Annotated in this window: 14 protein-coding genes and 1 pseudogene; 14 read left to right on the top strand and 1 reads right to left on the bottom strand. The window is 47.2% G+C overall.

The features are described from left to right. Positions 1-1,044 precede the first annotated feature (1,044 nt). From GFC06_RS08710 to vexE, 10 genes are all read left to right on the top strand, one after another. Positions 1,045-1,572 (top strand): Vi polysaccharide biosynthesis protein TviA, encoded by a 528-nt coding sequence (locus GFC06_RS08710; protein WP_047499323.1) that lies wholly within the window; start codon positions 1,045-1,047, stop codon positions 1,570-1,572. A 257-nt stretch (positions 1,573-1,829) separates the two neighbouring features. Next, entirely contained in the window at positions 1,830-3,107 is a 1,278-nt protein-coding gene (gene tviB / locus GFC06_RS08715; protein ID WP_016157409.1) for a Vi polysaccharide biosynthesis UDP-N-acetylglucosamine C-6 dehydrogenase TviB, read from the top strand. Positions 3,108-3,109: 2 nt separating this feature from the next. Continuing rightward, positions 3,110-4,150, top strand: a complete 1,041-nt coding sequence (gene tviC, locus GFC06_RS08720) for a Vi polysaccharide biosynthesis UDP-N-acetylglucosaminuronic acid C-4 epimerase TviC (protein WP_141875615.1) — start codon at positions 3,110-3,112, stop codon at positions 4,148-4,150. Positions 4,151-4,179: 29 nt separating this feature from the next. After that, positions 4,180-6,675, top strand: coding sequence for a Vi polysaccharide biosynthesis protein TviD (gene tviD, locus GFC06_RS08725; protein WP_152607523.1), 2,496 nt, complete (start codon positions 4,180-4,182; stop codon positions 6,673-6,675). Continuing rightward, entirely contained in the window at positions 6,675-8,411 is a 1,737-nt protein-coding gene (gene tviE / locus GFC06_RS08730; RefSeq protein ID WP_153690045.1) for a Vi polysaccharide biosynthesis glycosyltransferase TviE, read from the top strand. The genes tviD and tviE overlap by 1 nt, the downstream gene beginning before the upstream one ends. Positions 8,412-8,456: 45 nt before the next feature. Beyond that, entirely contained in the window at positions 8,457-9,524 is a 1,068-nt protein-coding gene (gene vexA / locus GFC06_RS08735; protein ID WP_047499329.1) for a Vi polysaccharide ABC transporter protein VexA, read from the top strand. 9 nt (positions 9,525-9,533) lie between these two features. Beyond that, entirely contained in the window at positions 9,534-10,328 is a 795-nt protein-coding gene (gene vexB, locus GFC06_RS08740; protein ID WP_047499331.1) for a Vi polysaccharide ABC transporter inner membrane protein VexB, read from the top strand. Between the two features lie 25 nt (positions 10,329-10,353). Continuing rightward, positions 10,354-11,049 carry a Vi polysaccharide ABC transporter ATP-binding protein VexC gene (vexC, locus tag GFC06_RS08745; RefSeq protein WP_153690046.1) on the top strand — a complete coding sequence of 232 codons (696 nt, stop codon included), beginning with the start codon at positions 10,354-10,356 and terminating at the stop codon, positions 11,047-11,049. Positions 11,050-11,071: 22 nt separating this feature from the next. Further along, complete coding sequence (gene vexD, locus GFC06_RS08750; RefSeq protein WP_047499334.1) at positions 11,072-12,376, top strand: Vi polysaccharide ABC transporter inner membrane protein VexD; 1,305 nt, start codon at positions 11,072-11,074, stop codon at positions 12,374-12,376. Positions 12,377-12,395: 19 nt separating this feature from the next. Continuing rightward, positions 12,396-14,378 carry a Vi polysaccharide transport protein VexE gene (gene vexE / locus GFC06_RS08755; RefSeq protein WP_049282179.1) on the top strand — a complete coding sequence of 661 codons (1,983 nt, stop codon included), beginning with the start codon at positions 12,396-12,398 and terminating at the stop codon, positions 14,376-14,378. 228 nt (positions 14,379-14,606) lie between these two features. Here vexE and GFC06_RS08760 read toward each other — a convergent pair. Continuing rightward, a pseudogene (locus GFC06_RS08760) lies at positions 14,607-15,142 on the bottom strand (N-acetyltransferase family protein). Between the two features lie 950 nt (positions 15,143-16,092). On the opposite strand from GFC06_RS08760, the gene pgaA reads away from it, so the two are divergent. From pgaA to pgaD, 4 genes are read left to right on the top strand one after another with little or no spacing between them, the layout of a single operon-like run. After that, positions 16,093-18,555: a poly-beta-1,6 N-acetyl-D-glucosamine export porin PgaA gene (gene pgaA / locus GFC06_RS08765; protein WP_016154307.1), complete on the top strand. Its 2,463-nt coding sequence runs from the start codon at positions 16,093-16,095 to the stop codon at positions 18,553-18,555. 9 nt (positions 18,556-18,564) lie between these two features. Next, on the top strand, positions 18,565-20,586 hold the full coding sequence (pgaB, locus tag GFC06_RS08770; protein WP_153690047.1) for a poly-beta-1,6-N-acetyl-D-glucosamine N-deacetylase PgaB: 2,022 nt from the start codon (positions 18,565-18,567) through the stop codon (positions 20,584-20,586). Continuing rightward, positions 20,583-21,917, top strand: a complete 1,335-nt coding sequence (gene pgaC, locus GFC06_RS08775; protein ID WP_075847468.1) for a poly-beta-1,6-N-acetyl-D-glucosamine synthase — start codon at positions 20,583-20,585, stop codon at positions 21,915-21,917. The genes pgaB and pgaC overlap by 4 nt, the downstream gene beginning before the upstream one ends. Next, positions 21,914-22,420 carry a poly-beta-1,6-N-acetyl-D-glucosamine biosynthesis protein PgaD gene (gene pgaD, locus GFC06_RS08780; RefSeq protein WP_049041934.1) on the top strand — a complete coding sequence of 169 codons (507 nt, stop codon included), beginning with the start codon at positions 21,914-21,916 and terminating at the stop codon, positions 22,418-22,420. The genes pgaC and pgaD overlap by 4 nt, the downstream gene beginning before the upstream one ends. Positions 22,421-22,439 lie beyond the last annotated feature (19 nt).

Consider the following 22,439-nt stretch of genomic DNA (forward strand, 5'->3'; position numbering starts at 1 on the left):
CGGATAGTAGAGCCTTGTATATGTTGGTTAATCCTTTCAATTCGCGATACTGGTGTCTTAAATATCGCATTTCCCCCCCGTGGTACAAAAAATCAACTATCAATCAATTGAATTTATTTAAGAAATTTTAAGAAGTATGTTTGATTATCTGTCTGAAAATATATCAACGTTAATACAGGTCACGTATTTAATTGTTAGATTATAATTCCAAAGTTATCTTTATTTAACACGATATAAGATTGGTCATTCTTCATAAATAAGTAATGTAGTCTTTTTGTAGCTCAATTTTCTCTAATCGGCAGTAACAGGTTTTAAATGGTTTAGACTTGGTATGATTTTACCTGGATAAACATGGTGACATCTATTTTGTTAAAAATATCTTCAGGAGTTTAATTACTGCTGATAATTTCTTAAGGTGACTAGTTTTGTTCTCATTATCCGGTAACGAAATTATGTAGATACACAAAAATATACGAGTCAGTTTAGTACTTTGTACCATTTTGAATGCTTGCTATGCCGGGGGGCTCGTTAGCCTTGTGTATATTATGTCATTGTTGTTGAAAAATATAGCAAATATAGTTAGATAGACTTCAGTTGTACTGATTAAAATCTCACACGGTATAGCTAAGAATTTAAAGGTAGAGACATGGGTGACAATTCAGTCAGGCTACCTTTAACCCCAGTATGTATGCTGGTAATTTGTAAGAAAATGTTTCCTTGTGTTTTGAGAATTTTCTCATTTTGAATAAAAGATGAAAGTGCGGTTTCACAGGTAGTGCTAATAATACAACCAATAATCGTATTAAAATGCCGATATCCATTAGTAATTCAAATCTAAGAATGAGTGATTGATAGCTTTTAGCTATGAATGGCGAGGGGTTGATATCACATCCTTGTTGTGTAAAAGTTCATCTCATGTATTTAGCAATATTAATAAAATCAATTACTCGATTGTTAGGTATTTTTTAGAGGGTCGGTGTGCTTAAAAGTAGACACTTACCTTTCCATGGATGAAATAGAGTTTTTTGAGGTTATGGAGGCTTCATGAAGTATCAACATTTCTGGCCACCTAATGATATTTACTTTGGGGGTGGTGCCGCTAGTGTTATTGATGAAATGTCACTGATTACAAACGAAAGAAATTATTTATTCGTGAATCTTAATCAATATAGCTTACGTAGCACCTTGGTTTTTTTCTCACGGAATAAAAATATCAATAAAATCATAATCATCATTTCCAGCTCACGGTTGATGCCTTTGGCTCTTTTTTGGTTGGATAATATCAAAAATGTTATTGCTGTTTTCGATACCTCAACATCTGTGTCGGAGATGATTAAGAAAATAAGCCTATATCGACGAAATGGTGACAAGATAACGGCAGGGCGAAGGGAATGTAACTTTAAGATTAGCAACAAAGATATCATGAAGATGAAGTACTTCTTAACCGAAAGCGGTATGGAGGAGCTTCAGGATAGATTTATGAACTCGCCGTCAACATTGTATCGTTGGAGAAAAGAGATCGCCCTTAAATTCGGCGTGCGAGACCCTCGATATCTTCTATTGCCAGAATAAAATGCTATGCGTTTTCTCATTAAGAATTACAATTAAAGAACCGATCTTTAATTGTTGTTTTAGAACGGATACTGCATACGACCTCCATTTAACTAAAATTAGGAAATATAAAATTTCTAGCCTTGCTTAGACTAGAAACTGTCGTGATTTCGATAAGAATAGATACGCTGGCTAAGAACGTCAGGGGCGGTAGCGTTCCAGAAAAAATCTGGGATTTATTTAAAGTTAATAATTATTAAATAAGGGACTTATCAGTAATGATCAGCAAAGATGATGTAAAAATTGCCATTATTGGACTCGGGTATGTTGGCTTACCATTGGCTGCTGAATTTGGGAAAATTCGTCAGGTGGTTGGTTTTGATGTTAATCATAAACGTATACTCGAGCTAAAAGAAGGGATCGATGTCAATCTCGAAACCACAGAAGAAGAGCTACGTGATGCTCGCCATCTGACGTTTACCTCATCAATTGATGAAATCAGAGAATGCAATTTTTACATCATTACCGTCCCGACGCCGATCAACGATTATAAGCAACCAGATCTCACCCCTTTGATTATGGCAAGTGAAACTGTTGGCAAAGTACTGAGGCCGGGGGATATCGTGGTGTATGAATCTACGGTATATCCAGGGTGTACTGAAGAAGAATGCGTGCCGATCCTTGAGCGTATGTCAGCAATGACATTTAACAAAGACTTCTTTGTCGGATATAGCCCAGAGCGCATCAATCCCGGCGATAAAAAATATCGTCTGACAACTATCAAGAAAATCACCTCTGGTTCAACTGCAGAAACGGCCTGTCTGGTTGATGAGATCTATCGACAGATCATCACGGCAGGAACGTACAAAACGGAAAGCATTAAGATCGCGGAAGCGGCAAAGGTGATTGAAAATACCCAACGCGATCTCAATATCGCGCTGGTAAATGAATTGGCGATTATCTTTAACCGATTAGAGATTGACACTGAAGCCGTACTGCGAGCAGCGGGAAGTAAATGGAACTTCCTGCCATTCCGTCCTGGACTGGTTGGTGGTCACTGCATTGGCGTCGATCCCTATTATCTGACTCATAAATCTCAGGGCATCGGTTACTATCCGGAAATTATCCTCGCGGGTCGTCGACTGAACGATAATATGGGTAACTATGTTTCGGGACAGTTGATCAAAGCCATGATCAAAAAAGGGATTAATGTTGAGGGTTCTAACGTTCTGATTCTGGGGTTCACCTTTAAAGAAAACTGCCCGGATATCAGGAATACCCGCATTATCGATGTTGTAAAAGAGTTGGGCAATTACAGCTGTAATGTTGATATTTTTGACCCTTGGGTGGATGCTGAGGAAGTCGAAGAGGAATACGGGATTATACCTGTATCGGAAATCAAGGCGGCTTCTTATGATGCCATTATTGTTGCCGTTGGCCATGAGCAGTTTAAGAAGATGGGGAGTACTGATATTCGTGGCTTTGGAAAAGATAAACATGTGCTTTATGATTTGAAGTATATCCTTTCGCCTGAGCAGTCAGATGTGAGGTTATAATCATGACAGCCTATGATGAATTAAAAATACAACTCGTTCTTGAACCAAAACGTTGGCTTATTACTGGCGTAGCAGGTTTTATCGGCTCTGGATTATTAGAAGAACTACTCTATTTAAATCAAACAGTAATTGGGTTGGATAACTTTTCAACTGGCTATCAACATAATTTAGAGGATGTGCGTGCCGCTGTCAGTGAAGAACAATGGTCGCGGTTTACCTTTGTTCATGGGGATATCCGGTCGTTTGCCGATTGTCAGGCTGTTTGTGAGAATGTCGATTACGTTTTACATCAGGCCGCTCTGGGAAGCGTACCTCGTTCCTTGCAGGATCCTATCACGACAAATAGCGCTAACATTGATGGTTTTTTAAATATGTTGACGGCGGCGAGAGATGCACATGTATCTGGTTTCACCTATGCCGCAAGCAGTAGTACTTATGGTGACCATCCCGATTTACCTAAAATTGAGGAACGGATCGGCCGGCCATTAAGCCCGTATGCGGTTACAAAATACGTCAATGAATTGTACGCCGAGGTGTTTGCTCGCAGCTATGATTTTAACACTATTGGCCTACGCTACTTTAATGTATTTGGCCGCCGCCAAAACCCTAACGGAGCATACTCTGCAGTCATTCCTCGCTGGATACTATCGCTTCTTAAAGATGAACCAATTTATATCAATGGCGATGGTTCAACAAGCCGCGATTTTTGCTATATAGAAAATGTGATTCAGGCAAATTTATTATCAGCAACGACTAATGATTTAGCCTCAAAAAATAAAGTCTATAATGTGGCTGTTGGAGACAGAACTTCGCTAAATGAGCTTTATTATCTCATCCGCGATGGGTTGAATTTATGGCGGGACGAACAAATTAGTGCTGAACCAATTTATAAAGATTTTCGTGACGGTGACGTTAAGCATAGTCAGGCAGATATTACCAGAATAAAAACATTTCTTTCATATGAGCCTGAGTTTGATATCAAAGAAGGACTTAAGCAGACTCTAAAATGGTATATCGATAAACAGACTGCTTTGTATTCCTGAGTATAACTACTCACTTTCTTTTCACGTGGATGAATTTAATGAAATCGTCAGAGATGTTTACGCTTACCGCCATTGGTAGTTGCCGTATCGCGAGTCCGGTAAAAAGAGCTCAGCCTTATTTTAATTTTAAGGCTAATTTTAAGAAAATATATGGATTTACGCATACGAGCAGCGAGGCATTACAGCAGGTCCGTTTTATTTTGGGATTGATAGATATTCCTGAAAAGGTCCGGCCTTTTATTTTTAGAACTGCTGTAAATTATTCAAAAACCGACGTTCATAGTCGTTCTGATTTCTATATCGTTGAGATTTCAAGTCAGAAGAAGATTATGGCCTATGGGTTGTGCTTACAACAAAATTATATAACTCGTCATTTTTATGAGTTCTTTAGCCAAACAGAGCGAGCGCGTGTGTACTGGTCGCTGGCCACGCAAGGGAATCAACACAAACTGCTGGCCTATCTCAAAGACGATCCCTGTTTTGCCGGAATGTCGGAAGACGATCGTGCCTTATTAAGCAATATTAATGTTGAGCAGATGGATGAGCATGCTATCGAACAGGATATGATGGAAATCATTCAGCTTCTTGGTCGCGATCGCGTTATGTTTATGACCCATGTTGATGCTGTGACTCGTGCTGGAACCGTCATTCAGTCCCGCAGTCGGTTGATTAAAAATGTCGAGACCATCGCCGCCAGGATGGATATTCCCTGCGTTAACCCGACAAATTTGATGGAAAAGTGGGGGCAGAAACGAGCCCTGGAAAAAAATGGCGACGATCTTACTCATTATACCGACATGTTTGGTGATGCGATCGTTGCGGCTATTTTTAAGGGAGTGATCAACAATACTAAGCATCATCTTGATGAGAGGCGGCAAGAGAAACAGGACCAAATACGTGAGATTACATTATCGATCACTAAGCTGCTTGCCGATGGCGACATTATTGCTGCATCACAGCAACTTTTTGCCGCATTAAGAAATCAGCAGCAAGAGCCCGTTCTAATCCAACTTCGGTCCGTAATCTTCAGCCGTTTAGGTTATTATGAACAGGCTTATCAGGATATTAGTGATGTTGAGAAAATTATCGGTACGACGGACAGCACATTACGTTGTCGGCTGAGGTCTCTGCATGGATTAGCGCGTTGGCGGGAAGCCTTATCGACGGCCGAGATGATGCTTTCCAATGAAATTGAAGATGAAGAAGTCCTTACCGTTGCCGCCGGCTCAGCCGATGCTTTACAGCTGTTTGATAAGTCATATCAATACTGGAAAAGTGTACTGTTATTGAATCCTGAAACCCAAAGCGGATGGGTTAATTTCCTGAGCAGCACGCAATATTTCAATGATGGCAACGCATTCTCCGAAGCTTTCCATGCCGGCATTCAATCGCAGCGCCTAAATGATGCGTTTATGGAAACAGCGTTATCTTTGGCAATCAAATTCAGTGATGAATTGATTTTCAAGCATGCGCTTGAGCAGTTACTCCGCCATGAGTCAGAATTTGCGCTGACGGTATTGTCGACGATTCATGATACCGGTCTAGTCATCCACGCAGCTTTCTGCATCAAGAATATGAGCTATCATCAGGCGCTTAGCACCTCGTATAAAGATAAACTCCACGACGTTTTTGTGGCATGGAACAATACCGCGCTGTCGCTACATTCGGTTGATGATTTTGTCTCACTGAGTACTTCGCTGGTGTACACCTTCTCTGCATTTATGGTTTATCCCCATGCACGTATTTCTCGCTTTAATAATGAAGTTAAAACGGCATGGCGCGAGAAATTAAGAGAAATGTATGAGCGTGAGGATTATGAAAATATCCTGGTAGGGGCGAAAATTGTGTGGCCACTTCTGGAGTTCGATCCTGTTAGCACAGTATATTGTGCAAGAACGCTGGTGAATCTTGGTGCCTGGAAAGACGCGTGCACGTTGGCCCACATGACCTTGATTCGTAACTCGAACATTACCAGCCTGCAGTCGATTATGTTACGCAGCATACGTCATATTAACGACATTCCGTTCCTCATTGATTTGATTGCTAACGTCATGAGCATTTCTCCATCATTCCAGAATGCCTCGATGAACGAGCTGTTTGAGAAAGAGTGTCGCAATGTTGCAACCAGAGCCCTTAAATATGTACGCCAGAAGAAAACTGAAGGGCGTCTGGATGAAGCATTGTCTGTATTGATTAGCCTGAAACGAATTGATCCTGATGTTTCTCGCCTGATGCGTGAATATAAGCAAATTATCAGATTATTTAATGAGTCACTGAAGGATGGCGGCAGCACTATCGCGTCTTATGAACATCTGGATTATGCGAAAAAATTACTCGTTTTTGATAGCGAAAATGCCTATGCCTTGAAATATGCCGCATTAAATGCAATGCATTTACGCGACTACACCCAGGCTTTGCAGTATTGGCAGCGACTGGAGAAAGTGAATGGGCCAACGGATCCGGTGACAAGGCAGATCTCGACCTGCATAACCGCATTACAAAAAAATACATCAGGGAAGTCGTAATGATTACGGAGGAAGAAAAGTTAGCTGCGCTAGGGAAAACGCTTTTAACATTGAAACAAGAGAGGAAGCTTGCGCAAGCTATTGCATTAATTGACAGTGAATTACCGGCTGAGGCTTTAACTTCATTAGCGATGCTAAAAAAAGCAGAATTTCTTCATGATTTCAATGAAACGGCGCGTGCATACGCGCTCTACGAAACGCTGATTGCACAAAACAATGATGAAGCACGTTATGAGTATGCGCGGCGTTTATATAATACGGGACTAGCCAAAGATGCGCAGCAAATTCTTAAAAAGGTTAGCACTGGCGTGCAGAAAAAATATAACAATTATTTAGGCAAAATAAATAAGATCTGCGATTTGCTTGAACGCCTTGAAGGGGAAGCGATCCCTGTGGGGACCAACACCCGTATTATTGCAATGAAGCATGCCATCTTGTTTTATCGAAATCGTCAGCCGCGGCAGCTTCCCGTCGGATCTTTTGGTCGCCTTGCGCTCTGTACAGGCTCGCTAGGTAGCGGCGGTGCAGAGCGTCAGATTTCCAGGCTGGCTATCGAGATCGCCAGAAAATATCGGCAACAGGGGAAAATTGGCGGCCTGAAAGTAGAAGAGCCGGTAGAGCTCATTATTCGCTCCCTGGCACCGGAACTCAGGCAAGACTTTTTCCTGAAAGAAGTGCTGGAAGAACAGGTCGAGGTGCTTGAAATCGCGAAGATTACCGGAAACTTCTTTGACGATGCGACAATAGAATCTCCGGAGTTGCGCTTATTGCTCTCTCATCTGCCGCCGGTGTGTAACTACGGCATCAAGCATCTGGTCCCCCACTTATGCGAGCGCAAGCCGGATTATCTCTCCGTTTGGCAGGATGGCGCTTGTCTGATGATTGCGCTTGCAGCGCTGATTGCTGGCGTGCCCAGAATTCAACTGGGATTACGTGGCTTACCGCCGGTGGTGAGAAAGCGTCTGTTCAAGCCGGAATATGAGCCTCTTTACCAGGCGCTGGCGGCCGTGCCTGGCGTTGATTTTATGAGTAACAACCATTGTGTGACCCGCCATTATGCCGACTGGCTAAAGTTGGAGGCGAAGCACTTCCAGGTTGTATATAACGGCGTCTTACCGCCATCTACCGAACCTTCTTCTGAGGTGCCACATAAAATCTGGCAGCAGTTTACGCAAAAAACCCAGGATGCGGACACGACTATTGGTGGCGTTTTCCGCTTTGTAGGCGATAAGAACCCTTTTGCATGGATTGATTTTGCAGCACGCTATTTACAGCACCACCCCGCCACACGCTTTGTGCTGGTAGGCGATGGTGATTTGCGCGCTGAAGCGCAGAAACGCGCCGAACAGTTGGGGATTCTGGAGAGAATACTATTCGTTGGCGTCTCGCGTGACGTGGGGTATTGGCTGCAAAAAATGGACGTATTCATTTTGTTTTCGCGTTATGAAGGGCTACCCAATGTGCTCATTGAAGCACAAATGGTCGGGGTGCCGGTGATTTCAACCCCTGCAGGTGGATCGGCAGAATGCTTTATTGAGGGTGTTTCGGGTTTCATTCTTGATGATGCACAGACGGTCAATCTTGACCAGGCTTGCCGCTATGCAGAACAGTTGGTCAATTTATGGCGCAGCAGAACCGGTATTTGCCAACAGACGCAGTCATTTTTACAAGAACGCTTCACCGTTGAACATATGGTGGGAACGTTTGTACAAACCATTGCCTCTCAGCCTCGTTAATTAATGGGCAGCATTTTTTCAGCTATTTCATTTATAAAATAAGTTATGAAAAAAATTATTATATTATTAACGACGTTTTTACTGCTTTCGGGATGCACTATTCCCAGGGCGGTATTTAAATCCAGCCTGATTAATCAGGACGATCCTCATTATCATCTGGTTGAAGTCACACCGACATTAAAACTGAGTGATGCCGATACTGTGCCGAAAACTATTGTCGATCCGGTCTTTGCCGAAAATAACTGGCACTGGACCTCTTTGGCTAAAGGCGATGTGCTGCATATCACTATTTTATCCTCGGGCGGGGCGGGGTATTTATCCAATAACGCGAGCGGCGACCGGGCGGATTTTGAAAATATTCTTGTGACTGACGGTAATATCGTTCAGGTGCCTTATGCCGGGATAATCCCGGTTACCGGGCTGGATGTGACACAACTGGCTGAAGAGATCAGAAAGCGACTTTCGCGCGTTGTCCTGAATCCTCAGGTGCTGGTGACGCTTACCGCCCGCACCGGAGCCATGGTGACGGTCGAGGGCAGCGGGAAAACGGGTCGCTACCCTCTCGAACAGAGTATGAATCGTCTTAGTCATTTTTTGGCAACGGCGGCGGCAGTAGAAAATACCAGCGCAGAGATGATGGAAGTTCACGTGACGCGCCAGCAACATTATTTCAATGCGCGACTGTCAGATATTTATCAGTATCCCGGGTTGGATATTGTCTTACAGCCGGATGACCGTATCACTCTGCGTCAAGTGACCGAGTATGTTAATGTGCTCGGCGCGGCGGGTGTTCAGGGGAAACATGCTCTGGTTCAGCGTCATTCCAGCGTAGTGGATGCTTTAGCGCTGGCGAAAGGATTAAACGACAATCTTGCCGATCCGCAGGCGGTTTTTCTGTACAAGCATGACGAAGCGGAACAGGCGAAACAGCAGATGCGTAAGCTGAATATCTATCATGTCGATATGAGCCAACCTGACTCGGTGTTTTTAGCACAGGCCATGCGGGTGGAAGACGGCGATGTTATCTATATCTCGAACGCCTCTTTGACTGATTTCGCTAAGGTGAAAGCCGCATTCGATAGCTTTTTGATCCGCGGCTCTAATTCTTTCTAACGTCGCCATATGAATATTTTGAAAAATAATACTTATTATTTTATGAAACTCATTACCGTCTGTGAGTTAATCATTTTGTTAATGTCACGCGATATCAAAACACGCTATAACGGTAATTTGCTAAACTATATGATGGTGCTGGCCGTACCACTGGTATGGATAACCATTACCGTTATTTCTTTTCAATATTTAAATCGCACCGTGCCAATATTCACTGACGATATCAGCTTTGTTATTGCAGGTATATTACCGTATCTGTTATTTCGTTATACCATTACCGCAACCATGCGCACCCGTTCATTCTCCACATCGTTGGCGGTTGTCTCGCAGGTTAAGAAAAGACATGTGATTTTTGCTCTTGCCGCAGTCGAATTTGTTAATGCGGTTATCATTTATATTATTGTTTCATTAATTAACTTTCTTATCTTCTCCCGCTGGGAAGCCCAGAAACCGATCCTGATTTTTGAAGGGATGGTTATCGCATGGCTTCTGGGGTTATCGTTTGGTTACTTTTGTGACGCACTGTCTGAACGGTTTCCGCTGGTCTACAAAGCCGTTCCTGTGGTGCTAAGACCGATGTTTTTGATTTCAGCTGTCTTTTATACGGCGAATGAATTGCCCTATTCATTATTGAGCATATTCAGCTGGAACCCTCTACTTCATGCTAATGAGATAGTCAGAGAAGGAATGTTTGAGGGGTATAACTCCTTGTACCTTGAACCTCTTTACCCTCTGGCATTTTCCGCAACGTTATTCCTCGCGGGCATCATTTTTCACCTGATTTGTGACACTGAAAATCACTGACTTTAGCTTCAGGAGAGACGCGTTCGTGTTCGGTTTATTAGGTTGTACACGCCATTTTGAGTCTGATAAGGGCCCGCGGGTGGTCCTTGATAAAACAGATTTTGTCATGGATTACCATGAGCATATCGGTATTCTGGCGGCCCCTGGTTCAGGCAAAACGACGCTAACCCGATTGCTGTGCGGTATAGATGCTCCTGATGAAGGGGATTTTATTGGGCTACGGGGTGATGCGCTCCCACTGGGGGCAAATGCTTTTGTTCTGCCGGGGTTAACCGGCGAAGAGAATGCACGCATGATGGCCAGTCTTTATGGCCTGGATGGCGATGAATTTTCACATTTCTGCTATCAATTGACCCAGCTTGAACAGCGCTATACCGACAGGGTGAGTGAATATTCTGTCACGATGAAAGCGCATCTGGCATTTGCCATTAATTTACTGCTTCCCTGTCGCCTTTATATTGCCGATGACAAGCTGTACACCGGGGATAATACCTCACAATTGCGTATGCAGGCGGCGCTAGCTTATGAGCTGCAACAGAAAGGGTTGATTGTGCTAACGCGCAACCCTCGGCTTATTAAAGAACACTGTCATGCGTTTGGCGTACTGCTGCATGGGAAAATTACGATGTGTGAAGATTTAGCACAGGCATCTGCGCTTTTTGAACAATATCAGTCAAATCAGGCGATGCTTCAAACTGATAATTATTCCTTTGATATATAAATAGAAAATATACGGATAGAGAGTGGAAAATTCAGAACGTATTAAAAAATGGAAAGAGGAAAGGGCGAAGGTAGCAGAAGAAAGCCGAGCCTTGCGACTGAAACAAAAAGAGGATGAACGCGCCCTTCGCCAGACAGAAAAAACGGCCGATGCGAAAAGTCAACATCGCCCAGACGCCGGTTGGTCCGCGACGGATGCTGATTCCGTCCGTAGAGCGTCATTGGTTATTAAAGAGCGACGTGTTCAGCAAGCCAAGCAATCGCTACGTCGGCTCTTTCTTTATATTGCTTTGCCGCTGCTGGTTATTATGCTTATGTCGTGGCTATTAACTTCGCGTTTTTATAGCGCGGATGCCACCTTTATTGTGCAAACTGATGCCAGCCAGGATAATTTTTCTGGAACAGCTTTCTTTGGTGCAGGCAATGAGATGTCGGAGGGCTTTCAGGTTCGCGAGTTTATACTTTCGAAAGAAATGATGGAGCGGATGGAAAAAGATCTCGGTTTTTTATCTTATTTCGCGCAAGACGATATCGCATTATTTTCCCGCTACCATGCACCGCTGGGTATTAATGATGATCCTTATCGTTACTATTTATCGAAAGTCTCGGTTGCTGTCGATATTCAACAGGGCATGCTGCGTTTAAACGTCAAGGCGCGGAGTGCGAAACAGGCTGAGTTTTTTGCCCAGCGCATTCTGGCTTTTGCTGAACAGCACGTTAATACCGTTTCAGCGCGGATGCAGCAGGAACGAATTTTATGGCTGGAAAACGATGTTAAATCGGCCCAGGAAAATCTGGGGGCAGCTCGGCTTGAATTGCTAAAAATACAGCATATACAAAAAGATATTGAACCGCAGGAAACCGTGACCGCGATTTATCAATTAATTGCTGGCTTTGAAACGCAGTTGGCGGAGGCGAAAGCGGAATACGCGCAATTAATGGCTAATGGTTTGGATCAGAACCCCCTTATTCCTCGCCTGTCGGCCAAAATCAAGGTCCTGGAAAAGCAGATCGGCGAACAACGTAACCGCCTGTCAAATAAGTTAGGGTCGCAAGGCTCTTCAGAAAGCCTGTCCCTGTTTGAAGATCTTCGCCTGCAGAGTGAGATCGCCAAAACACGCTGGGAATCTGCCTTACAGACCTTACAGCAAGGGAAGCTTCAAGCGTTACGTGAGAGACGGTATTTGCTGATCATTTCTCAACCGATGGTGGTGTCTGACACCACTCGCTATGCCGATGGAACAAAGTGGTTACTGTTCTTCGTGTTGCTGGGCATCGCGTACCTGGTGACTTCTCTCCTGATAACTATCAGGCGGATGCGTGAATAAGGCGGAGTAAGGAAATACGATGAGCTTGCACTCTACATGTAAAAAAAAATCGCCAACTACCCTGCTCAAACAAGAGGATTGGGAGGGGCTATGTCACTATTTCGGGCAGCATCCCGAAAAAGTGCGAGATAGTGCTGGAAATGAGCAAAACATTATTCTCTTCGCTATCGCGTGTTTGCGTAAAGATGAAACAGATGCCGCGCTGACTTTGTTGTCCGACCGTGTGCTGACGGCAAAGAATAGCCGTGATTTATTGCGACGCTGGGTTATTTCGCCGCTGGCATCACATCATCGGGACGCTGTACTACAGGTGGTTAACAAACTGCTGGCGGTGAATGTGTGCCAGCCGGAGGATGTCCTGCTGGTCGCAAGCGTGCTGCTTAAGAGTAAACAATATGCGACTGTTGCTGACTTAGCCGAGCGGGCATGGCTCGCTTTTTCGGGCAATAGCAAAATTTTTGCCCTCCATCTGCGCAGCCTGACGCTGGTGGATAAAGAGTTACAGGCAATCTCGTTGGCCAGAACACAGGCGCAGGAAGTTCCCCCGCGGGGAGATATGATTGAGACCTGCCTCCGTTTCTTAAATAAAAGCCGCCTACCAGAAGATCATGACCTGGCCCGCGCATTGCTCCCTTTCTTCGCGTTAGAAAAGCAGGAGTCGGCGGGGCTGGCGGTTGATACGCTGTGCGCTGTCGGTAAATATCAGGAAGCCATTCAGACTGGGGAGTCTGCATTAGCCCGTGGGTTGGATGGTGCAGCGCTGCGTCGTAGCCTGGGGCTTGCCCACTATCAATCTGGTCGCAGCCGGGAAGCGAAGCTTCAGGCCGCTGAGCATTGGCGTCATGCCCTGCAATTTAACCCTGATAATTTACGGATCGTGACCCTGTATGCCGATGCCTTAATCAGAACGGGTCAGAATGAGAAAGCCATTCCGTTACTGCAGCAGTCGCTCGCGACTCATCCTGATCTTCCTTATGTCAGAGCCATGTATGCCCGAGCACTGCGCCAGGTTGGGCAATACGCTGCTGCCAGCGATGAGTTTGTACAACTGGCAAGGGAAAAAGGGGTGACCAGTAAATGGAACCGTTATGCCGCGGCGGCGTTGTTACAGGCGGGGAAAACAAGCGAAGCGGAAAGCGTCTTTGAGCACTATATTCAGGCCAGAGCAAGCCATCTGCCTCAGTCATTCGAAGAGGGGCTGCTGGCGCTTGATGGGCAAATATCTGCCGTTAATCTACCGCCTGAGCGCCTTGACTGGGCATGGGAAGTTGCCGGCAGACAGTCCGGTATCGAGCGCGATGAATGGGAACGCCGGGCGAAGTGGGGGTATCTTGCCGATAATTATCTCCTCGACTGGCTTGAATGCCGTGGAGAGCAGGCCGACGAACCGATGTATCGGTTGGCCGATATATCGCATGTCGAGCAGTTTTTCCAACGGCTGCAGCTCGATAAGCGTGGTTGCATTGTTGTATCGGCTCATATGGGCGCAATGTATGCCGGGCCGATGATCCTCTCCTTGCTGGAAATGAACAGCAAATGGGTGGCTTCCACGCCTGGCGTGCTCAAAGGGGGCTACGGCGAGCGGTTGATTTCGGTTAGTGACAAAAGCGAAGCGGACGTGGTCAGGGCCTGCATACAGGCCTTACATAGTGGGCAGTCGCTTGTTGTGGCGATCGACGGCGCGTTGAATTTGAGCGCGCCGACTATCGACTTTTTTGGCCAGCAGATTACCTACTCCACCTTTTGCTCTCGACTTGCCTGGAAAATGCACTTACCCACCGTATTTGGTGTTCCGGTGTGGCGAGACGGGCGCATCCATTTTGTTTTGGAGAAAATGGTCGATCCGCAGAGGTTCGAAAGCCAGTCTTCTTTTATTGAGCGCTGGAAAGACAATTACCTGAAATGTGTAACCCAAATCCTGAATAGCGGGCCTGAAAATCTGAGACTGTCGGGGGGGATTTGGCGAAATATCACGCGCAGGGATGAATCATCTTCGGGCTGAAAAGATGTTTGCCCCGCGATGCCTTTGGCGCACCAGGCGGGGCCGCCCGCTAAGTAAAACTGAGTTATTCGATTTAGAAAGCATCCGTTCATTAACGTTCGGGTGCTTTTTGCGTTCTAACGAGCTGAAAAATGGAGAATTATATAATAGCTACGTTATACCTGAATGTGGTTCTGTTTGTCTGAGGGTTACCAGAGGACAGTATCCTGAAGTCATCCCTTAGCAATGTTAAATAGCGGCATCGAAATCCGCTGGTAGCGTACTGTTACCTGTGCCCAGGCTGCGTTGCATTAATACCGTATCAAGCCAGAGCCCATGCTTGAATCCAATGTTCGTCAGCGTACCTATTTTCGTAAATCCAGCCTGCTGATGGACTTTCAGCGATCCCTGATTATTGCTGTCGCCGACGATAGCGATCAACTGCCGATAACCCTGCGTTTCAGCCCACTCAATTACATGGCGTAGCAACGCTTTTCCCACCCCTGACGCTGTGCAGTCGGGTCAATATAAATCGAATCTTCGAGGGTATAGCGATAGGCATAACGCTCGCGGTAGCGGGTGAGATAGCAATACCCGATGACCTTATCTTCTTGCAATGCGACAACCCACGGCAGTTCCAGACTGCGGATTTTTTCCAGACGATCCTGCATCTCGCGGGTATCCGGCGGGTCAGTTTCAAAGCTGCCGGTACCGTGAATAACATGATGGGCGTAGATATCGCGTATGGCGGGGATGTGTTTTTTTTCAGCGTTAACGATTTTCATTGACCAGCTCCCATTGGCATCTTTGTCCAAATTACCTCAAAGGCTGGAGGGAAGGTAAGTGCAAAAAATTATGCGTCTATACCCGTCATTCTTTTAGCTGTATGTGCGTTAGATACGCTAGCTCACTTCAGTCACATAGTTCGCTATGCTCCTGGGGATTTACTCACTTGCCGCCTTCATGTAACTCGAATTATTTAGGGTATATAAATTATTTTCAATGTAAATAAGCTTTCAAATTGTAAGGGTAAAGGGGTTGTGGTTGATACTGTCAATAATACGCAAGAGTGTTAAACACTTTAGCGAGTTGAGCAATGCACAATTCTTCGCGCACGTATTATGGCGGATACCAAAATACCAATTTTGGTAGATTTCAATGATAGGTTCAAGAAGTCATTTGATTTTATTGAGTTTTTACTGTACTTAGTTCTGCTTATGACTGTACCTTTAATTTCATTTTATCGACCCTGTTCGAAACTTAAAATTAGGTTATATTATTTACATTGTGAGCTTTGTTGTTATCAGGGGCATTATTATCAGAACTTTCTCTATCCGCACACAATAGTTACCATGCAAACAGTTGCGCGGTGTAGCTATGCTAGCCAGCAATAGTTATCATCGTCACAAGGTTTCGTCATGCAAACTTAATCTAAATCCAGAATTCAATCCCAAGAGTATTAGGATTATTTAGTCTAAAATACTTTTTTGTCTAAGAGTTTTCGTATCGCATAGCCACGAACTACGCTGAGTGATAAAATTTTCGAGTTTACGCCTGCTTTCCCACGATTAGAGGGCGAGGCGCGGGTAGTCAATAAGACGAAAGAATTAATTGCTTCATAACCCTATTGCAAAATAAGCGGCAGTGCATCTTACATGGTCGGGTATCGTAAGTAACTGACTGTAATATATTGAAAACGCTTATTTTTACTCTGATGTAAGTTATAAGGGCAGATATGTTAAGTATGCGTCGACATGCCAACTTCATTAAACGTTTTAAGTCTTTAAGCTGTTTATTTACGGCAAGCGTTCTTTTCCCTATGCAAATCTCTGCAGCGACATCAGATTATGACGCTTTGGTTATTGAAGCGCGGGGTGGTAATAGTGCACCGTTATTGCGTTATCTAGAGGATCAGGGAAAGCAAAGCGCGCTAACGCCAAATCAGGTTGCCGACTGGCTGCAAGTTTCCAGTTGGGTTGATAACAACGATAAAGCCACTATTGAAATCTGGCAGCGCTATCGTGGGCAGATGGATGTGCCTGCACGCGGCAAAGTCGCCGCTGCACGTGCGTACCGTAACCAGAAAAACTGGAATGATTCATTGGCGGTATGGGAAAGCGTTTTACAGGAAGAGCCTGACAACGTTGACGTACGCACCGGCTGGATAATGACGTTGGCAGATGCTCGCTACAATCAGCAAGCCCTTACTGAAGCGAATAAATGGGCACAGGCACATCCGGGGGCTGACTCCGATGCACTACTTGCCTACGTATATCATTCTCAGGGGAAAAACTGGGACGCGCTGTTGGTTGCCAGCCAGGCGGATGACGTTGATCCTGGCAACAAAAATGCAAAATCTACGCTGCTGTCTGCTCTGTCAGCAAACCGTGTTTCCGGACCCGCCTTAAATATGGCGGAGGTAGTGCCTACGGCAGATCCTGTGAAGCGCCGCCTTGAGCTTGATGCGGCCGCCGAAATGGTACGTTCCTCCTATACGTCTGCACGTAATGAAGAAGAGCGGTTTATCGTGGCGGATAAAGCGCTGGCCCGTTATGACCAGTTGCTGGCTGCCTGGAAGGATGAGCCATCCGCGCAGAATGATGTCCGTCGGGCGAGAATTGACCGCATGGGGGCTTTGCTGGTTCGTAAGCGAACGTCTGAAGTGATTAAGGAATACGAATCGCTTTCTGCGAGCGGCGAAGTGCCAAACTACGCAAAACGCTGGGTAGCATCGGCATGGTTAAGCGAACGCCAGCCAGAAAAAACCGAAGCGATGCTGATGAGTATCTACTACCCGAATGGACCGATTCCCGTTACGCCGCTTGGTCCTGAGGATCAACAGGATCTGTTCTACGCGCATATCGATAATGAAAACTTTGATGCCGCTAAAAAACAGGCCGAAAACCTAATCAAAGAGAGTCCGTACCTGAGACGCATCTATGGTTCGCCAACGCCGCAGCCTAACGATAACTGGCTGCTCGGACAGTCGATGCTGACGCAATATTATATTGCTGCCAATGAACTACCTGAGGCTGAAAAGCTCGCAGAGCATCTGGCGCGAACAGGTTCAGGTAACCAGGGGCTGCGCATATCTTATGCCTCCGTTCTTGAAGCGCGTGGCTTGCCGCATGCGGCGGAGAAAGAGCTGAAGCTGGCGGAAGTGATTGAGCCAAGTAACCTGGAACTGGAACGTCAGCAGGCTTATGTTGCGTTGGATCTCCAGGAATGGAGGCAGGCCGATGAACTGACGGATGATGTCATTGCTCGTAGCCCGGATGATGAAGCGACGCTACGCCTCGCGCGTATTCGTGATGTCCACAAAATGTCGGAAGTGCGCATTAGCGGCACACAAGGGATCTCGTCCGATAGCCCGGTCAGCGGTAAGAATGACTTCAACATCAATACTGCCATTTACAGTCCGCCAATTAACGACAACTGGCGATTGTTTACTGGATTCAACTTTGCTACTGGCGAATTTGAGGAAGGTAAAGGCATCAGCCGCGATCTGGCGGCAGGGGCGGAATGGACTTCCCGCGACTACTGGGCAGAAATGGAAGTCTCTGGCCGAAATTATGGCGATGGTCAGAAAATTGGCGGTCGTCTTTCCGGCTGGCATGACTTCAATGACAACTGGCGCGTAGGCGGTTCGGCCGAGCGCTTGTCGCGTAATACGCCACTGCGCGCGCTGCGTAGCGGCGTGTATGCCAACGGCGGCGATATGTTTGTTCGCTGGTATCAAAACGAACGACGTGAATATCAACTGTCGTTTGCCGCATCACATTTCTCAGATGGTAACGATCGCATCGAATACGGACTCAGCGGAAAAGAGCGCATGTGGACAACGCCGCGCTTCACCCTGGACTTTACCCCGGGCATCGGCGGGAGCACCAACACCAAAGAGAATGTGCCGTATTACAACCCGAAGAGTGATTTTTCCGTGGTACCGGGTCTGAGCGCGGAGCAGGTTCTTTACCGCCATTATGACACCGTGTGGACGCAGCAAGGTCTGGCTGGCGTAGGTGGCTATTGGCAGCAAGGCCAGGACGCTGGTGCCATCGTTCAGGTGGGATACGGACAACGGCTCAAATGGAACAACGTTGTAGATGGCGGGGTGATGCTGATTTGGGATAAACGCCCCTACGACGGTAAACGTGAGCGGAATATCTCCCTCGCTTTCGATTTAAATGTCAGGTTTTAAGGATTGTTCATGCTGAAAAGATGCCTGTGGCTTAGCGCATTAATCGCTGGCTGGTTGATGATTACCGCGTGCAGTAGTGCGCACAATACAACGCCTCGCTACGTTCCTCCCGCAGAGAGAACGCCGCTGACGGCGGATCATCCGTGGCCGAAAAATAGCTTCCTGGTGCTCGGCTACCACGATGTCGAGGATGGTGCCGCCGACCAACGCTATCTTTCTGTGCGCACCAGCGCGTTGAGCGACCAAATGGCCTGGCTGCGTGATAATGGCTATAACCCGATCAGCGTGCAGCAAATCCTGGACGCCCATGACGGTAAAATCGTGTTGCCGGAAAAAGCGGTATTACTCACCTTTGATGACGGATATAGCAGTTTTTATACCCGCGTCTGGCCGCTGCTGAAAGCCTATAACTGGCCTGCGCTCTGGGCGCCGGTAGGGAGTTGGGTTGATGCTCCCGCCAACAAAAAAGTCGATTTTGGCGGCTTAATGACGGCGCGAGATAAATTCGCCACCTGGAAAATGGTCGAAGAGATGGGTAAATCACCGTTGGTGGAAGTCGGTGCACACACCTGGAATTCGCATTTCGGTGCACAAGCCAACCCGCAGGGAAGTAAAGAACCGGCAGTGGCGAACCGCCTGTATGATAAGAAAACCGGCACTTATGAAACGGATGAACAGTACGCGCGCCGTATAAACGAGGATATCTCTCTCATCACCAACAAGATCAAATCGGTGACCGGGAAATCACCGCGCGCGTGGGTCTGGCCTTACGGGGCAGCTAACGGCACAACGTTAAACCTGGCTAAAGAGCATGGCTATAAGATGGCCTTCACGCTCAACGAAGGGTTGGCGAATGCCGCGTTTCTTGATGACATCCCGCGCGTGCTAATCTCTGATAACCCCTCTCTTAAGCGCTTTGCCAGCCAAGTCGCTCAGGTACGTGAACCGCAGACGATGCGCGTGATGCATGTCGATCTGGATTACGTGTATGACAAGGACCCTGCTCAGCAGAAGCGAAACATCGACAAACTTATCCAGCGCGTTTATGACATGCGTATTTCTCATGTCTTCCTGCAGGCCTACGCCGATCCGCAGGGTGACGGAAATATTCGCGAGCTCTATTTCCCTAACCGCTGGCTGCCGATGCGTGCCGACCTCTTTAACTATATCTCCTGGCAGTTACAAACGCGGGCAGGGGTGACGGTGTATGCCTGGATGCCGGTTCTGGCTTTCGATCTCGACGCTTCCATCCCACGCGTAACCGCCTGGGATCCGAAAACGGGACGTACAGCGATCAACCGCGAGAATTATGTCCGTCTGTCCCCCTGGAGCAGCGAAGCGCGTCAGCGCATCACTGAAATCTATGAAGACCTGGCCAAACACGCCAGCTTCAAAGGGATTTTGTTCCATGACGATGCTTTCCTGACGGACTTTGAAGACGCGTCACCGGAGGCGTTGGCTGCCTACCGCGCCGCAGGGCTTCCCGGAAGCATTGAGCAAATCCGTAGCAATCCACAGGCGTTCGAGCGCTGGACGCGACTGAAAAGTAAGGTGCTGATCGACTTCACCAAACAACTGACCCAGGCGGTGCGTAATATTCGCGGTCCGCAGGTGCAGACGGCGCGCAATATTTACGCCATGCCGGTACTGGAGCCGGAGAGTGAAGCCTGGTTTGCGCAGAACCTGAATGATTTCCTCAATACCTATGACTGGACGGCACCAATGGCGATGCCTTTCATGGAGCAGATCCCGGCTAATGATGCCAACGCCTGGCTCGACAGATTAGTGAATGCCGTTGCACAAACGCCCGGCGCGCTGGACAAAACCGTGTTTGAACTACAGGCACGAGACTGGCGTAAATCCGGAGACGAGGCTGAAATCAGCGGAAAAAAAATAGCCGAATGGATGCGCCAGCTGAAATTAAGCGGTGCAGGTAACTACGGCTATTACCCGGATGATTTCATCAGCGACAAACCTGAGATGTCAGAGATTCGCTCGACGTTCTCCTCATACTGGTACCCGCAAAAATGACCGATCGCATAATTGCTTTCCTGATACTTTGCCTGATGTTCAGCCTGCCGTTTGGCGTGGCGGTCATCTTTACAGGTGAAGTGATGTTGAACTTCGTCTTCTTCTGGCCTTTGTTTATGTCTGCTTTGTGGATAAGCGGCGGGGTCTATTTCTGGTTCTACCGTGAGCGTCACTGGAAATGGGGAGATGACACACCGCCACCGACGCTGGAGGGGAATCCGCTGGTTTCCATTCTGATCCCCTGTTTTAACGAAGGGATTAATGCGCGCGAAACCATTGAGGCCGCGCTGGCGCAGCGATATAAAAATATTGAAGTGATTGCCATCAACGATGGTTCAACGGATGACACCCACGACGTGCTGGAACAACTGGCGGTGGAATACCCCAGTCTGCGGGTGATTCATCTGGCTGAAAACCAGGGCAAAGCGCTGGCGCTCAAGACCGGGGCAGCAGCGGCGCGCAGTGATTACCTGGTGTGTATTGATGGCGATGCGTTACTGGACCGTGATGCCGTTGCCTATATTGTGGCGCCGCTGATCCAGTTCCCGCGCGTCGGTGCGGTGACCGGGAACCCACGTATTCGAACCCGCTCCACCTTAATCGGTCGGGTGCAGGTCGGGGAGTTTTCTTCCATTATCGGCTTGATTAAGCGTACTCAGCGAGTTTATGGGCAGATCTTTACCGTTTCCGGTGTGGTTGCTGCGTTTCGTCGTCGCGCGCTGGCCGAGGTCGGTTACTGGAGCCCGGATATGATCACTGAAGACATCGATATCAGTTGGAAGCTGCAATTGCGCCACTGGTCGATATTCTTTGAGCCGCGCGCACTGTGCTGGATCCTGATGCCTGAAACGTTAAGAGGGTTATGGAAGCAGCGACTGCGCTGGGCGCAAGGCGGCGCGGAGGTGTTTATCGTGAACATGCGCCGCCTGTGGTCATGGGAATATCGCCGTATGTGGCCGCTGTTTTTTGAGTTCTGTTTTTCTACCTCCTGGGCGTTTGCCTATGCGATTAGTATCGTGCTGTTCCTGTTAGGGCTGATGATCCCGATGCCGGACTCGCTGTATGTACAACATCTGTTCCCGCCGGCCTTTACTGGGCTAATCCTCGGCGTGGTGTGCTTGCTGCAGTTTGCGGTGAGTCTGATGATTGAGCGGCGCTATGAAAAAGGCATTGGCGCGTCGTTGTTCTGGATTATCTGGTTCCCGGTGGTGTACTGGATGCTAAGCCTGTTCACCACGCTGGTCGCTTTCCCGAAAGTAATGCTTAAACGCAAACGCGGCAGGGCGCGTTGGGTGAGTCCCGATCGTGGAATTGGGAGGATCGAATCATGAGTCAGCCGCTGATCTTTACGGAGCAGCGTTTGCTGCCGCGCATCATTGACGTGTTGTTAACGCTTTTTGCCTGGGTTGGTTTTTTATATTTGATCTATAAAGGGCTGATCACCGCTCTGGCGCACTCACCTTATATAGGCGTGCGACCCTTTTTCACCACGCTGGATACGGTCACGTTTTACATCCTTGTCGCGCTGGTCAACGGACTGGTGCTGATTGGTTGGGCGAAGTACAACCAGTTTCGTTTTCGGGTGGAACGTCGTAGCCGCAGACCCGGACTGGAAGATCATGAGCTGGCGGAAAGTTTGCGTATTACCCGGGAACTGGTGACAGAGCTGAACAAAGCGCGGGTGCTGACGGTTCACCATCATGAAAGTGGTGAAATCAGTCATATCGATGTGGACAGGGATATCGCCGATAACCGTCTACCGCCGCCGACGCCCGCGATGCTGGAGTATTTGCCGCCAGAGCCGCAGCCGTCGTGGCAGAAAAGGCCTGAGTGATATTTCTACTTTCAGCTGC

This window comes from Citrobacter braakii (assembly GCF_009648935.1).
In the GTDB taxonomy this organism is placed as follows: domain Bacteria; phylum Pseudomonadota; class Gammaproteobacteria; order Enterobacterales; family Enterobacteriaceae; genus Citrobacter; species Citrobacter braakii.